Below are 14127 nucleotides of genomic sequence, written 5' to 3'. Positions count from 1 at the left end.
TACAAAATAATGATATTTTTCTGAAAGTTATACCGTTTCCAGTCGAGCATAGGCCGCCACCAGCCATTTGATTCCCTGCCCCTGGAACGCGACCTGCAAACGACTGTGCTCGCCGCTGCCTTCCAGATTGACAATGGTGCCCTCGCCAAACTTGGCATGGCGTACGCGCTGGCCAAGCTTATAGCCGGTATCGTTTTCCGCCATTGGCGTGCCCATTCGCTGATGGCTTACCGGGCGGCTGACCGTGGCGCGCAGACGTACCTCTTCAACACACGCTTCCGGCAGTTCACCAATAAAGCGCGACGGGCGATGGTAAACCTCTTTGCCGTACAGACGACGCGTTTCGGCGTAGGTCAGCGTCAGCTTTTGCATCGCGCGGGTCACGCCGACGTAGGCCAGGCGGCGTTCCTCTTCGAGACGTCCGCCTTCGTCCAGCGACATCTGGCTGGGGAACATGCCTTCTTCCATGCCGACGATAAACACCTGCGGGAACTCCAGACCTTTCGCCGAGTGTAGGGTCATCAGCTGAACCGCATCCTGCCAGGTATCCGCCTGCCCTTCGCCCGCCTCCAGCGCGGCGTGAGACAGGAACGCCTGCAGCGGCATTAAGTCTTCATCTTCCTCGTTGTAGCTGAACTGGCGCGTTGCCGTCACCAGTTCGTCTAAGTTTTCGATACGCGTCTGGCCCTTCTCGCCTTTTTCCTGCTCGTACATCATGCGCAGGCCGGAGTCTTTAATCACCCGGTCAGTTTGCACGTGCAGCGGCATATCGGCGGTCTCCTGGGCCAGTGCGTCAATCAGCTCCATAAAACGCTGTAAGGCGCTGGCAGCGCGCCCCGCGAGGGCTTTTTCCTGCAACAGCTCACGACAAGCCTGCCACAACGTTAGCTGGCGGTCACGGGAGGTCTGACGCACCACATCTAAAGTACGATCGCCAATCCCGCGGGTCGGTGTATTCACCACGCGCTCAAATGCGGCGTCGTCATTGCGATTAGCGATCAGACGCAGGTAAGAGAGCGCATCTTTGATTTCCTGGCGTTCGAAGAAGCGCATCCCGCCATAAATCCGATACGGCATGCTGGCCTGTAACAACGCCTCTTCCAGTACGCGCGACTGGGCGTTGCTGCGGTACAGAATAGCGCATTGTTCAAGTGCGCCGCCGTTGTCCTGCCAGGTCTTGATGCGGTTAACCACAAAACGCGCTTCATCAAGTTCGTTGAACGCGCAGTAAAGCGAGATCGGTTCACCGTCGACACCGTCGGTCCACAGCTTTTTACCCAGACGCCCGTTGTTGTTCTCAATCAGGGCGTTAGCTGCGCTGAGGATATTGTTGGTCGAGCGGTAATTCTGCTCCAGACGAATGGTTTCTGCGCCCGGGAAATCGGTGAGGAAGCGCTGGATGTTTTCCACCTGCGCCCCGCGCCAGCCGTAGATCGACTGGTCGTCATCACCCACGATCATCACTTTACCGGTATCGCCCGCCAGCAGGCGGATCCAGGCGTATTGAATGTTGTTGGTATCCTGAAATTCGTCCACCAGGATATTGGTAAAGCGTTCGCGATAGTGCTGCAGGATATGCGGCTTGTTGAGCCACAGTTCATGGGCGCGCAGCAGCAGCTCGGCGAAATCAACCAACCCGGCGCGGTCACACGCTTCCTGGTAAGCCTGATACACTTTCTGCCAGGTTTGCTCAACCGGGTTGCCATAGCTCTGCAGATGGTGCGGGCGCAGCCCTTCGTCTTTCTGACTATTAATAAACCACATCGCCTGACGCGGCGGCCACTGCTTCTCATCCAGGTTCATCGCCTTGATCAGGCGCTTAAGCAGACGCAATTGGTCTTCACTGTCGAGGATCTGGAAATCCTGCGGCAGGTTGGCATCCATATGGTGCGCGCGCAGCAGACGGTGCGCCAGACCGTGGAACGTCCCCACCCACATACCGCCCTGGCTGGTTCCCATGATCTGACCAATACGGTGGCGCATTTCCGCCGCCGCTTTGTTGGTAAAGGTTACCGCCATAATCGAATACGGCGAGTTGTTCTCTACCGTCAGTAACCAGGCGATACGGTGCACCAGCACGCGCGTTTTACCACTCCCCGCGCCTGCCAGAACCAACATGTTGATGCGTGGCGCGGCCACAGCCTGGCGCTGTTCGTCATTGAGGCTATCGAGCAGGTAAGAAACGTCCATTGGCACCGCCGGAATCAACAGGGCCCAGCCGGACCCCTGGGAATTTATACAGAGTTGTTGGTGATTATATCAGCGAGGTCAGAGATGCCAACTGTGAAATTTCGATATGCGGCAGCAAACGACTGTCTGCGGTGTGCATCAGGTCGGCATTTTCCGGTTTGATCCAGCAGGCCTGCATACCACAACGGATGGCGCCCGCGACGTCTGTCGTCAGGTCATCACCCACATGCAGGATCTCACCTACAGGCATTTTCAGTTTTTCCGCCGCCAGCGTGTACATGTCGCTGAACGGTTTTGATCGTCCGTCGGGGCCGGCGCGCAGCACAAACTCAAAGTAATCACCCAGGCCAAACAGTTCCGGCTGCGCGTTACCGTTGGTGATCGCCACCAGCGGCCATTTGCGAGCCAGCGCTTTCAGCGTGTCATGCGTCGTCTGTGGGACTTCAATGCGGCTACGCCATTTGGCAAAATTCATCATCGCCGCATTCGCCCCCATTCTGGCTTCTGCCGCTGACAAACCCGCCTCCAGCATAGCGCGTTCTACGGCCCGGTGACGCCATTGGGTAACATCGTGATAGATTTCCGGCTCGGCGTCGCGAACGGCCTGACGCAAGCGCTGTAGGTCGCTATTTTGCAGCGAATTCAACGCCGGATGGTAATTCTGTACAAACGCGAGCGCTTCCTGCTCGGTGCGTGTGATAACGGGACGGTTATCGTAAAGGGTGTCATCAAGGTCAAAGGTGAGCGCAGAAATGCGCCCCAAAGGCCGGTAAAAACGCATTATTTCCCCCGTTTGGCGCGCGGATGCGCCGCATCGTACACTGAAGCCAGGTGTTGAAAATCAAGATGGGTATAGATTTGAGTTGTGGAGAGATTGGCATGACCCAATAACTCCTGCACTCCGCGCAGATCGCCGCTCGACTCCAGCATATGCGTCGCAAAGGAGTGGCGTAATTTGTGGGGATGTACGTGGCTGTTCAGCCCCTGCTTGATACCCCATTCAGCAAAGCGTTTCTGCACGTTACGCGCCGAGATGCGTTTGCCCAGTTTGGACAGAAATAGCGCATCGTCATCGCAGCCAAAGAGTCCGCGCAGATCCAGCCAGTGTTCAATCCACGCCACCGCATTGCGGCCAATCGGCAGGCGACGCTCTTTACTGCCCTTACCCATCACCCACACTTCGCCGGTGTCGAGATCGAGATGTTTAATATCCAGCCCAACCAGTTCAGATAAACGCAGACCCGCGCCGTACATCACTTCCAGCATCGCTCTATCACGCACGGCAAGGGGGTCGTTGAGATCGATATCCAGCAGACGATTAACGTCGTCGACATCGATATTTTTAGGCAGATGACGCGGTGCTTTCGGCGCGGAAACGCTTTTTGCCGGATTGGCTTTCAGTTCGCCCTGATTAACCAGCCAGTCGAAGAAACTGCGTAACGCGGAGAGACGCAGCGCCAGACTCGCCGGCCCCAGTCCTTTACGACGGCTGCGAACAGCAAAACTGCGGACCATGAGCGCATCACATTGTTGCCAGCTTTGCAGACCGGTCTCTCCGGCTAACGCAATGATGGCATCAAGCTGACGCTGATAATTAAGCAAGGTGATCGGGCTAAGCTGACGCTCAACGCCCAGATAGCGCAAAAAGCGCGCCACATCCTGAGAAAGGGGTGAATCGGTCATACGCGTTCAATCCAGCGCTCCAGCAGCTCCGGCAACATCAGCGAGATTTCCTGCAGCAATTGCGTGCCTTGCCCCTGCTGGTAATGATTAACATCACGACTGCTAAACAGCATCACGCCAAGGGATCCATCCTGCCCGAGCATCGACATCGCGACTGAGCCTATGGCTTTCGCCTCCGGCATCATCACCAGCAATTCAGGACCATTGAGCGGCCCAAGATAGTGCTGCGACTGGCCCAAACGCTGGATACGCAACGGTTCAAAAGCCTGACGGCTTAATGCCAGATGGGTGAATTTTGATGGCGCGCCAAGTCGCCAGCGATCCGGGAACAGACGAACCGTCGCTCCGGCCAGCCCTAGCTCACGCGCCCAGCGATGCAAGCGCATCAGCATGTCGTCAAGACTGCTGGCCGACACCAGCCGCCCTTGCAGACTTAACAGACGATAGAACAAGCTTTCATTGGCGTTGGCTTGTTCCATCAACAACGCCATGTTCTCTTCCAGCACGTTAATATGATTACGCGCCCGCGCCATATGCCATTCCACTAAAGAGACCGTGCCCCGCACTGGGTGCGGAACTCGCATCGCTTCAACGGCCTGGGCATTACGGATAAAAAACTCAGGATTACGTTGCAGATAATCGACGACCGCCCGATCGTCGAGCTCCATGAGCGTTTCCTGTAGTTCTTCCCCTGGTTGCTTCATAAGTGAATAAATCCGTCGTAGACATGTGCCGCCGGGCCAGTCATATACAGCGGATGACCCGGACCTTTCCAGGCGATATCAAGTCGACCGCCCGGTAATTCCACCCTCACTTCTTCTGCCAGCAGCCCCTGCTGGATACCGACTGCAACGGCGGCGCATGCACCGCTGCCGCAGGCCTGCGTTTCACCCGCGCCGCGCTCATAGACGCGCAGTCGGATATGCTCGCGTTTTACCACCTGCATAAATCCGATGTTGGCGCGTTCAGGGAAGCGTTCATGGCTTTCCAGAACCGGTCCCAGTGTTTCTACCGTGGCCGTATCAACATCATCAACCTGAATCACGCAGTGCGGGTTCCCCATTGAAACCACGCCGCACAATACTGTCTGTTCGGCCACGCGCATAATATAGGTCTTCTCTGCTTTATTAGCGCGAAAAGGAACCTGCGAGGGTTCAAAATTGGGTTCGCCCATATTCACCCGCACCAGCTCGTCGTCGGTTACGGTTAATACCATACGACCATTCGCGGTACTGACGCGAATATCGCGCTTATTGGTCAGCCCTTTCAGGCGAACAAAACGGGCAAAACAGCGGGCGCCATTGCCGCACTGTGACACTTCACTGCCGTCGGCATTAAAAATACGGTAGTGGAAATCCAGCTCCGGATCATACGGAGGTTCAACCACCAGCAGTTGATCAAATCCAACGCCGAGATGTCTGTCGGCCAGGCGGCGGATCAGCTCTGGTGAGAAAAAGACATTCTGCGTTACCGCGTCGACGACCATAAAATCGTTGCCAAGGCCATGCATTTTAGAGAATTGCATCATTCACTCCGTTCACGCGGGTACAGAAATGTAAAATCTATTCCTGCCGTTAGTAATTCACCTGAGAAGGCCCATCACTAATCCCACGATCGTTTTTCTCAGGCGTGGTGGATTGCGATTGCGGCTGAACGCTCTTGGTCGGAGGCGGCGCGGTTTTATCAGCTGGCGGGAAATAGAGCGGGCCTTTTAGCCCACAGCCCGTCAGGCTGAACAGAGTAAAAATGACAGCGAGTGGCTTTAACACGTTTTTCATTATTGATTGCCTGTAAAGTTCATGCTTTCTGTTTTCTATCATCGCAGGAGAAGGCGTAAAAGCAAGAGTTTGGCTAAAAACTGCATCGCGATTTATTCCACGTTATACTGCGGGCATCACGAAAAATAGGATAAGAAAATGAACGACAGTGAATTTCATCGCCTTGCTGACACCCTGTGGATGACCATTGAAGAATGTCTGGATGACTGGGATGGCGACAGCGATATTGATTGTGAGATCAACGGCGGCGTTCTGACCATCAGTTTCGAAAACGGCAGCAAAATTATCATTAACCGTCAGGAGCCGCTGCACCAGGTATGGCTGGCGACCAAACAGGGCGGCTACCACTTTGACCTGAAAGGCGACGAGTGGATCTGCGACCGAAGCGGCGAAACGTTCTGGGATCTGCTGGAACAGGCGGCAACGCAGCAGGCAGGTGAAGAGGTGAGCTTCCACTAAGTGTGATTGCCGGATGCGCTTCGCTTATCCGGCCTGGGCATCTCGCGCATTTGGAGGCCGGATAAGGTGTTTACACCGCCATCCGGCACTATGCTTAAGAGAAATACTGCTGCAACTGCGGCGCATCGTTGTCCTGATTGACGGGCGGAACAGCGCTAATCGGCTGGGTGCGGAACGGAATCACCTGCGCGCGCCCGTCGGTTTTCACAATCTGATAGAACTGCGGCAGGTTAAAGTTGATGAAGCTGGAGCCGTAGGTAAAACGATCGTGCGACGATGAGTAGAAACGGCTGACGTCGCGTACCAGTTCCTCTTTACTACCTTCGCAGTGGTGATACACCTCAGCCCGATTGCTTTCGTCCAGAATGTAGATATTAAAGCCCTGCTCATCACCCGTTTCTTCGAAAAAGAACTGAATAATCCCTTCACTGGCAAAACCGTCTACCACCGACGGCAGTTTCACATGGTTGGTCTCAACCTGGACGGAAAGCCCGTGCAGTTTGTTATGTGAAATCGCGCCATAGAATTCAATCGCATTTTCCAGCTTCTGTACCGAAACGTTCAGGCGCTCGAAGAACAATCCCCACGTCTGGCCGGAAACACGCAGCGCTTTGAAACGTCCGGTTTCCTGACGGGTGCTGGAGAGGCGTAGTTCGATGCACTCAGACACCAGTTGCTGAACGCGGGTGCGAATTAAACCGCGCAGATGCTGGCTATAGCAGAAAACCTCGACGCTGTCTGGCGGCGCGGCATCCTGGTGCATTTTGCCCAGAATCGTTTTTAACGCTTCAATCATCGCCTGCTCGCCGTTGAAGTGCAGCGTACGCACCTCATTCCACGAGTTGCGGTACAGCAGGTCTACGCTACCCACCAGGCATTTTTGCTCTTCACCAAAACTGAAGACGTCCAGCTTACGGAAATCAAAATGCACCACCTGATTGCGAAACGCTGCCGTCGGGTCATATTCGAGGTTAACGATAATCGCCAGATGGCGAATTTCGCATGGGCTATAGAGCGCTTTCGGCGTTGGCGCAGGCAGTCGCAGCGGAAAGTGGTGCGACACATCGGCGACCATTTCCTGCAGCTTCGGCAAATCAACAATGCCGTTGCCCTTAATAAACAAATGCGTACGCGAGGTCAGCAGGCCATTGAACCAGGCCCACGCCACCAGCTTGTTGAGATAGCGGTTATATTCCAGCGGCTGATGGCTGATGATCGAGTCCATGTTAGGCGCGCGGTTGTAGAGATACCAACCCGAACGGTTGGCACGACCCGGCGGTACATGGATAAAGGTCAGATTCGGTTCCGAGAGATCCGGAGATATCTGCGGGTTCACCAGCGTGACCTTACCCGGCAACGCTTCAAACGCAGCATACAGCTTACGGGTCAGCACACCGATATCCTGCGGACTGGCGCTGACGCTGAGGTTATTGCGCCGCGCAAAGCGGATCAGGTTACGATAGCTCTGCATCATCGCATCGAGCAGTTCGTTATGCGCTTCACGTACCTGGTCAATCTTCCAGTTAGCGCGGTTATCCAGCATGGTCAGACGAGTGTCATCCCAGCCCCACTCTTTCACTAACTGACTTAATACTTCACGACGCCAGCCCACGCAGGCGCGCTCACGGCTCAGCTTCTCGCACACTTTTAAGTAGAAACATCGACGTACTAAATCCAGGCGCGTCGGATCTTCGATCGCCGTGAGGTACTCGGTAACGCGCTCCAGCATCATGCAGTAAGGGTCGAGACCAAAAGAGACGATCTCGCCGTCATGCAAGCGCTGTTTAATGTCTTTCGCCAACAGTCGTGGGTTGGGATATTCCCAGGAATAGGCTTCCAGCAACAGCGTTTTCAGTACCGCTTTGTACGGGGAGTCGATACTCTTGTACAACTGCCAGAGGCTGGCGCCAAAGTACTCTTCGGCGGAAAGCGAACTGAGTCCGCCGAGATCCAGCCATTCGTTTGGCGTTAACACCCCCTGTGCGTAGAGCGTCATGACGTAATCGTCGTAGTGCTCTTCTTCGTCGCCCGGCACCATATTCCACAGAATACGTTTACCCGCGAGGCGCACAGCGGTGCGATAGAATTCATCCAGCAACAGGATATGCTGCGTCGAGCCACAGTCTTCACCACCCAGACTGCCGCTTTCATTGTGACGGAAACGGTTTTCGTCAATCAGGAAGAAACTGACTTCCACGCCCAACGAGGCCGCCCAGCTTTCCAGCAGGCTACATTTACGCTGCAGCAGTTGGCGCTCTTCGCTATCCAGCCAGGATTGATGGCAGACCCAGATATCAAGGTCAGACGAACAACTTTGCCCTACCGAAGAGGTACTGCCCATCGAGTAAACGCCGGTGATCGGCAGTTCGCCCTTCGGCGGGTCCTGCGGCGACATACCGCGGTACAGTTCCAGTTCGTTCAGGTAGTGGCGTTGGGTTTCATCAGGCGTGTAAAGGCATATGCCTTTGGGAACGTTACCATCAAGGTAACCCGGCATCAGCGGATGGTGGTAGTGCAATAATGTCGGCAGCAGACTGTATACCTGCTGGAAAGCAGGTCCCATGGCAGCAAGCGCGCGATCCACACGCAGTTGATTTATGGCATCCAGTCTCTGTTTCAGAGTCTCAATATAGAGGTACAAGACGTATCGCCTGATGTTGCATCCGTCATGGCGTCGATAGCGGCGGCGCAAACGCTTACCACCCTCGTCATCAGTCCGGATAAACCGTATGTCAAAAATTACCGTTACCTTTTTCCCCTGCACTTTTATTAGTTACAGATGAAAAAATGGTCTAAAACGTGATCAATTTAACACCTTGCTCATTGACCGTAAAGAAAGATGCGCTACATACCAGTGTAGCACCGTTCGTTACGTGTAAATTCCTTCATACGGTCGGGAGGTTTTTCTCGTCATTATTCACTGACAGTGATGATGCAGCGCCTTTTCCTCTCACTTACGTTTGAGCGTAACGCTGACATCCCTTTGATAAGGATGTTAGGATGGTCAATGATTGATAATGACGGTAACAAGCATGTTAGACAATGTTTTGAGAATTGCCACACGCCAAAGCCCCCTTGCGCTCTGGCAGGCACATTATGTCAAAGACGCCTTAATGGCAAACCACCCAGGTCTGATCGTGGAACTGGTTCCTATGGTAACCCGTGGCGATGTGATCCTTGATACCCCGCTGGCGAAAGTCGGAGGGAAAGGGTTGTTTGTTAAAGAGCTGGAAGTCGCGCTGCTGGAAAAACGCGCCGATATCGCCGTGCATTCCATGAAGGATGTGCCGGTTGAATTCCCTGACGGTCTTGGACTGGTCACCATTTGCGAGCGAGAGGATCCGCGTGATGCTTTCGTCTCAAATAAGTACAACACGCTGGATGAACTCCCCGCAGGCAGCATCGTTGGGACATCCAGTTTGCGTCGCCAGTGCCAGTTGGCGAAGCGTCGCCCGGATCTCGTCATCCGTTCGCTGCGCGGCAACGTAGGCACGCGCCTCAGCAAACTGGATAACGGCGATTATGATGCCATTATTCTGGCGGTCGCTGGATTAAAACGTTTAGGTCTTGAGTCGCGAGTCCGTACCGCTCTGCCGCCGGAAGTCTCCCTGCCCGCTGTCGGACAAGGCGCAGTAGGCATAGAATGTCGACTGGATGATATGCGCACTCAGGCGCTGTTAGCGCCGCTCAACCATGAAGAAACCGCGCTACGCGTCAAAGCAGAACGCGCCATGAACACCCGCCTGGAAGGGGGATGTCAGGTACCTATTGGTAGCTATGCCGAAATCATCGACGGTGAGATTTGGCTACGTGCGCTGGTCGGCGCGCCAGACGGTTCACAGATGGTATGCGGAGAACGTCGCGGCGCCACACAGGATGCCGAACAGATGGGCATCTCTCTGGCAGAAGAACTGCTGGAGAACGGTGCGCGCGCCATTCTGGCTGAAGTTTATAACGGAGAAGCACCCGCATGAGTATTCTGGTCACCCGCCCGTCTCCCGCTGGGGAAGAGTTAGTGAGCCGTCTGCGCACACTGGGGCAGGTGGCCTGGAGTTTTCCGCTCATCGAGTTTTCACCTGGTCGGGAACTGGCAACGCTTGCTTCCCGACTGTCGGCGCTGACGGAGAACGATCTGGTCTTCGCCCTCTCGCAGCACGCCGTTACCTTTGCAGATGCCGAGCTTCAGCAGCAAGAGAAAAGCTGGCCATCCCTTCCGCGATATTTTGCCATTGGCCGTACAACGGCGCTGGCGCTGCATACTGTTAGCGGCTTCAATATTCACTACCCTCTGGATCGGGAAATTAGCGAAGTCTTGCTACAATTACCTGAATTACAAAATATTGCGGGAAAACGCGCGCTTATATTACGCGGCAACGGTGGCCGTGAGCTGATAGGTGAAACCCTGACGGCACGCGGAGCCGATGTCGATTTTTGTGAATGTTATCAACGCAGTGAAAAACATTACGATGGTGCAGAAGAAGCGATGCGCTGGCAATCCCGTGGCGTAACCACGGTGGTTGTCACTAGCGGAGAGATGCTACAACAACTCTGGACGCTCATTCCACAGTGGTATCGTGAGCACTGGTTACTACGCTGTCGGCTGCTGGTCGTCAGTGAGCGTCTGGCGCACCTCGCCCGGGAACTGGGCTGGCAAGATATTAAGGTCGCTGATAACGCCGACAACGATGCGCTACTACGCGCATTACAATAACTCTCATAATGGGATGCCATAATGACGGAACAAGAAAAATCCTCCGCCGTGGTTGAAGAGACCAGGGAGGCCGTGGAAACCACGTCACAGCCAGTTAATACTGAAAAAAAGAGTAAGAACAGCACCGCGCTGATTCTGAGCGCTGTGGCGATTGCTATTGCGCTGGCAGCAGGCGTTGGGCTGTACGGCTGGGGGAAACAACAGGCAACAACACAAACGGCAACCAGCGATGCGCTGGCGAACCAGCTGACGGCACTGCAAAAAGCGCAGGAAAGCCAAAAAGCTGAGCTGGAAGGCATTATTAAACAGCAGGCAACGCAGCTGGATGAAGCCACTCGCCAGCAGGCCGCGCTGGTCAAACAGCTTGATGAAGTCCAGCAAAAAGTCGCCACCATCTCCGGCAGCGATGCTGGAACATGGCTGCTGGCGCAGGCTGATTTCCTGGTGAAACTGGCTGGTCGCAAATTATGGAGCGATCAGGACGTCACTACCGCCGCGGCGCTTCTGAAAAGCGCTGATGCCAGTCTGGCAGATATGAACGACCCGAGCTTAATTACCGCGCGACGTGCGATTACTGACGATATCGCGAGCCTCTCCGCGGTGACTCAGGTCGACTATGACGGCATTATCCTGAAAGTGAATCAACTCTCTAATCAGATCGATAACCTGCGTTTGGCCGACAACGACACCGACGATTCACCGATGGACTCGGACAGCAGCGAGCTTTCCAGCTCTATTAGCGAATGGCGCGTCAATCTGCAAAAAAGCTGGCAGAACTTTATGGACAGCTTTATCACCGTGCGCCGTCGTGATGAAACTGCCGTACCGCTGCTGGCACCGAACCAGGACGTTTACTTACGTGAAAATATCCGTTCCCGCCTGTTAGTAGCGGCCCAGGCCGTGCCGCGTCATCAGGAAGAGACATACCGCCAGGCGCTGGAAAATGTCTCCACATGGGTGCGTGCTTACTACGACACCGACGATGCAGCGACCAAAGCGTTCCTTGAAGAAGTAGACCAACTGAGCCAGCAAAGCATCAGTATGGATGTCCCGGAAACGCTGCAGAGTCAGGCTATTCTCGACAAGTTAATGCAGACCCGCGTACGTAATTTACTGGCGCAACCTGCCACAGCACCGGTAGCAGCAGCGCCAGCGCCTTCGACAGACGCTCCGGCAACCGCGCCGCAAGGAGAATAATGATGCTAAAAGTATTGTTGCTCTTTGTGCTGTTGATCGCCGGGATCGTCGTCGGTCCGATGATAGCCGGTCATCAGGGCTACGTGTTGATCCAGACGGATAACTACAATATCGAAACCAGTGTGACGGGCCTGGTGATCATACTGATCGTCGCCATGGTCGTCCTGTTTGCGATTGAATGGCTGTTGCGCCGAATTTTCCGCACTGGCGCACATACCCGTGGGTGGTTTGTGGGTCGTAAACGTCGTCGCGCCCGTAAGCAGACCGAACAGGCGCTGCTCAAACTGGCAGAAGGTGACTATCAGCAGGTTGAGAAGCTGATGTCGAAAAATGCCGATCATGCAGAACAGCCAGTAGTGAATTACCTGCTGGCGGCAGAAGCGGCTCAGCAGCGCGGTGACGAAGCTCGCGCCAACCAACACCTTGAGCGTGCTACCGAACTGGCGGGAAATGATACGATCCCGGTAGAAATCGCTCGCGTTCGCCTGCAACTGGCGCGTAATGAAAATCACGCCGCACGCCACAGCATAGACAAACTGCTGGAAGTAACGCCACGTCATCCGGAAGTGCTGCGTCTGGCTGAGCAGGCCTACATTCGCACCGGCGCATGGAGTTCCTTGCTGGATATTATCCCATCCATGGCAAAAGCGCATGTGGGTGATGACGAGCACCGCGCCATGCTGGAACAACAGGCATGGGTTGGCTTGATGGATCAGGTCCGTGCCGATCAGGGCAGCGAGGGGCTGCGTGCATGGTGGAAAAACCAGAACCGTAAAACCCGTCATCAGGTTGCTTTGCAGGTAGCAATGGCTGAACATCTGATTGAGTGTGACGATCACGATACGGCGCAGCAGGTCATCATTGATGGTTTGAAACGTCAGTACGATGACCGCCTGGTGCTGCCAATCCCGCGTCTGAAAACCAATAATCCGGAACAGATAGAAAAAGTGCTGCGCCAGCAGATTAAAGCCGTGGGCGATCGCCCGTTGCTGTGGAGTACGCTGGGTCAGTCGTTAATGAAGCATGGGGAATGGCAGGAAGCCACGCTCGCCTTCCGTGCCGCTCTCAAACAGCGCCCGGATGCCTATGACTACGCCTGGCTTGCTGACGCGCTGGACAGACTGCATCAGCCGGAAGAAGCCGCCACCATGCGTCGTGATGGCCTGATGTTGACGTTGCAGAACAACAATCCCCCGCAGTAACTCCTGAATGCCCGGTGGCGCTTTCGCTTACCGGGCCTACATATTTTTCATCTCGTATACACAAAATCATTCGAGAAGCAGCTCGAAGGATTTTGTGTATGCATAAAAAAACGCCCGCTCGGTAAGGAGCAGGCGTTAAACAGGTCTGTATGACAACATAAATGGGTGCTTCACTCAACGTTATGTCCATGGTGTTTGATGAGGCTACGCGACATCTGTCTGTGGACGATAAGCACCGTAAACGGCTCTGCATCATTCCTGAGTTTATGAGGCCAGAGGGCGAACATAAGAGATGGAATGAGCATCTACCTGCATATTATTGCACAAGGCATGCCACGATTGCACTGCAAAAACCAGGTATTCGGACTTTTTAAGACATCAGGTAATTCGCGGGAATAAAGGCAGAGAAGGGAAAATCAGAAAACAAAAAACCCCGCCGAAGCGGGGTTCAAAATTGGTCGGCGAGAGAGGATTCGAACCTCCGACCCACTGGTCCCAAACCAGTTGCGCTACCAAGCTGCGCTACTCGCCGTTTTACTGCTTTTTGAATTTTTAGTTCAATTCTTTAAGTCGTGGTGCGAGGGGGGGGACTCGAACCCCCACATCCTAAGGACACTAACACCTGAAGCTAGCGCGTCTACCAATTCCGCCACCTTCGCATTTCACAACTTTAAATTAATGGGGTGGCTAATGGGATTCGAACCCACGACAACTGGAATCACAATCCAGGGCTCTACCAACTGAGCTATAGCCACCACTGCAAATCTTTTACGCGGTATTAAAACCACCGCAGCTCTGGCACCCTACTAAATGGTGCGCCCGACAGGATTCGAACCTGAGACCTCTGCCTCCGGAGGGCAGCGCTCTATCCAGCTGAGCTACGGGCGCTTAGCGCCGTTGCGGGGCT

General features: G+C 54.6%; 12 protein-coding genes and 4 tRNA genes. 5 read left to right on the top strand and 11 right to left on the bottom strand.

What is annotated here, in order from left to right; translation table 11 throughout:
- Positions 1–27: 27 nt before the first annotated feature.
- The 6 genes from uvrD to lptM all read right to left on the bottom strand — a co-directional run bounded on the left by uvrD (position 28) and on the right by lptM (position 5651).
- Positions 28–2190 carry a DNA helicase II gene (gene uvrD, locus OGV85_RS01360; protein ID WP_061547942.1) on the bottom strand — a complete coding sequence of 721 codons (2163 nt, stop codon included), beginning with the start codon at positions 2188–2190 and terminating at the stop codon, positions 28–30.
- 64 nt (positions 2191–2254) lie between these two features.
- Positions 2255–2971, bottom strand: coding sequence for a 5-amino-6-(5-phospho-D-ribitylamino)uracil phosphatase YigB (yigB, locus tag OGV85_RS01355; RefSeq protein WP_003017925.1), 717 nt, complete (start codon positions 2969–2971; stop codon positions 2255–2257).
- Positions 2971–3873: a tyrosine recombinase XerC gene (xerC, locus tag OGV85_RS01350; RefSeq protein WP_003841210.1), complete on the bottom strand. Its 903-nt coding sequence runs from the start codon at positions 3871–3873 to the stop codon at positions 2971–2973. Before xerC ends, yigB begins: the two co-directional genes overlap by 1 nt.
- Entirely contained in the window at positions 3870–4577 is a 708-nt protein-coding gene (locus tag OGV85_RS01345) for a DUF484 domain-containing protein (RefSeq protein ID WP_003017931.1), read from the bottom strand. The genes xerC and OGV85_RS01345 overlap by 4 nt, the downstream gene beginning before the upstream one ends.
- The gene (gene dapF / locus OGV85_RS01340; RefSeq protein WP_003841207.1) at positions 4574–5398 is read right to left on the bottom strand and encodes a diaminopimelate epimerase; all 825 of its coding nucleotides are present in this window, start codon (positions 5396–5398) and stop codon (positions 4574–4576) included. Before dapF ends, OGV85_RS01345 begins: the two co-directional genes overlap by 4 nt.
- 49 nt (positions 5399–5447) lie before the next feature.
- Positions 5448–5651: an LPS translocon maturation chaperone LptM gene (gene lptM / locus OGV85_RS01335; RefSeq protein ID WP_003017937.1), complete on the bottom strand. Its 204-nt coding sequence runs from the start codon at positions 5649–5651 to the stop codon at positions 5448–5450.
- 138 nt (positions 5652–5789) lie between these two features.
- Between lptM and cyaY the strand changes: the two genes are divergently transcribed.
- Complete coding sequence (gene cyaY, locus OGV85_RS01330; RefSeq protein WP_061547941.1) at positions 5790–6110, top strand: iron donor protein CyaY; 321 nt, start codon at positions 5790–5792, stop codon at positions 6108–6110.
- Between the two features lie 94 nt (positions 6111–6204).
- Here the strand turns inward: cyaY and cyaA are convergent, their stop codons facing one another.
- Positions 6205–8751: a class I adenylate cyclase gene (gene cyaA, locus OGV85_RS01325; protein ID WP_003017946.1), complete on the bottom strand. Its 2547-nt coding sequence runs from the start codon at positions 8749–8751 to the stop codon at positions 6205–6207.
- A gap of 391 nt (positions 8752–9142) precedes the next feature.
- Between cyaA and hemC the strand changes: the two genes are divergently transcribed.
- Genes hemC through hemY form a run of 4 tightly spaced genes read left to right on the top strand, consistent with a single transcriptional unit; the run spans position 9143 to position 13220 of the window.
- Positions 9143–10084, top strand: coding sequence for a hydroxymethylbilane synthase (gene hemC / locus OGV85_RS01320; RefSeq protein WP_003841203.1), 942 nt, complete (start codon positions 9143–9145; stop codon positions 10082–10084).
- Positions 10081–10821: a uroporphyrinogen-III synthase gene (gene hemD, locus OGV85_RS01315; protein ID WP_061547940.1), complete on the top strand. Its 741-nt coding sequence runs from the start codon at positions 10081–10083 to the stop codon at positions 10819–10821. The genes hemC and hemD overlap by 4 nt, the downstream gene beginning before the upstream one ends.
- 21 nt (positions 10822–10842) lie before the next feature.
- The gene (gene hemX / locus OGV85_RS01310; RefSeq protein ID WP_003017955.1) at positions 10843–12018 is read left to right on the top strand and encodes a uroporphyrinogen-III C-methyltransferase; all 1176 of its coding nucleotides are present in this window, start codon (positions 10843–10845) and stop codon (positions 12016–12018) included.
- 2 nt (positions 12019–12020) lie between these two features.
- Entirely contained in the window at positions 12021–13220 is a 1200-nt protein-coding gene (gene hemY / locus OGV85_RS01305; protein WP_032938472.1) for a protoheme IX biogenesis protein HemY, read from the top strand.
- Between the two features lie 455 nt (positions 13221–13675).
- Here the strand turns inward: hemY and OGV85_RS01300 are convergent.
- The 4 genes from OGV85_RS01300 to OGV85_RS01285 all read right to left on the bottom strand — a co-directional run bounded on the left by OGV85_RS01300 (position 13676) and on the right by OGV85_RS01285 (position 14108).
- Positions 13676–13752 (bottom strand) — tRNA-Pro (locus OGV85_RS01300).
- Between the two features lie 41 nt (positions 13753–13793).
- Positions 13794–13879 (bottom strand) — tRNA-Leu (locus tag OGV85_RS01295).
- A 20-nt stretch (positions 13880–13899) separates the two neighbouring features.
- Positions 13900–13975 (bottom strand) — tRNA-His (locus OGV85_RS01290).
- Between the two features lie 56 nt (positions 13976–14031).
- Positions 14032–14108: transfer RNA gene (locus OGV85_RS01285), tRNA-Arg, on the bottom strand.
- Positions 14109–14127: the final 19 nt, after the last annotated feature.

Origin of the sequence: Citrobacter sp. Cf132 (genome assembly GCF_030333885.1) — a bacterium.
Taxonomy (GTDB): domain Bacteria; phylum Pseudomonadota; class Gammaproteobacteria; order Enterobacterales; family Enterobacteriaceae; genus Citrobacter; species Citrobacter freundii.
This window is presented reverse-complemented; position numbering and strand designations above follow the sequence as displayed.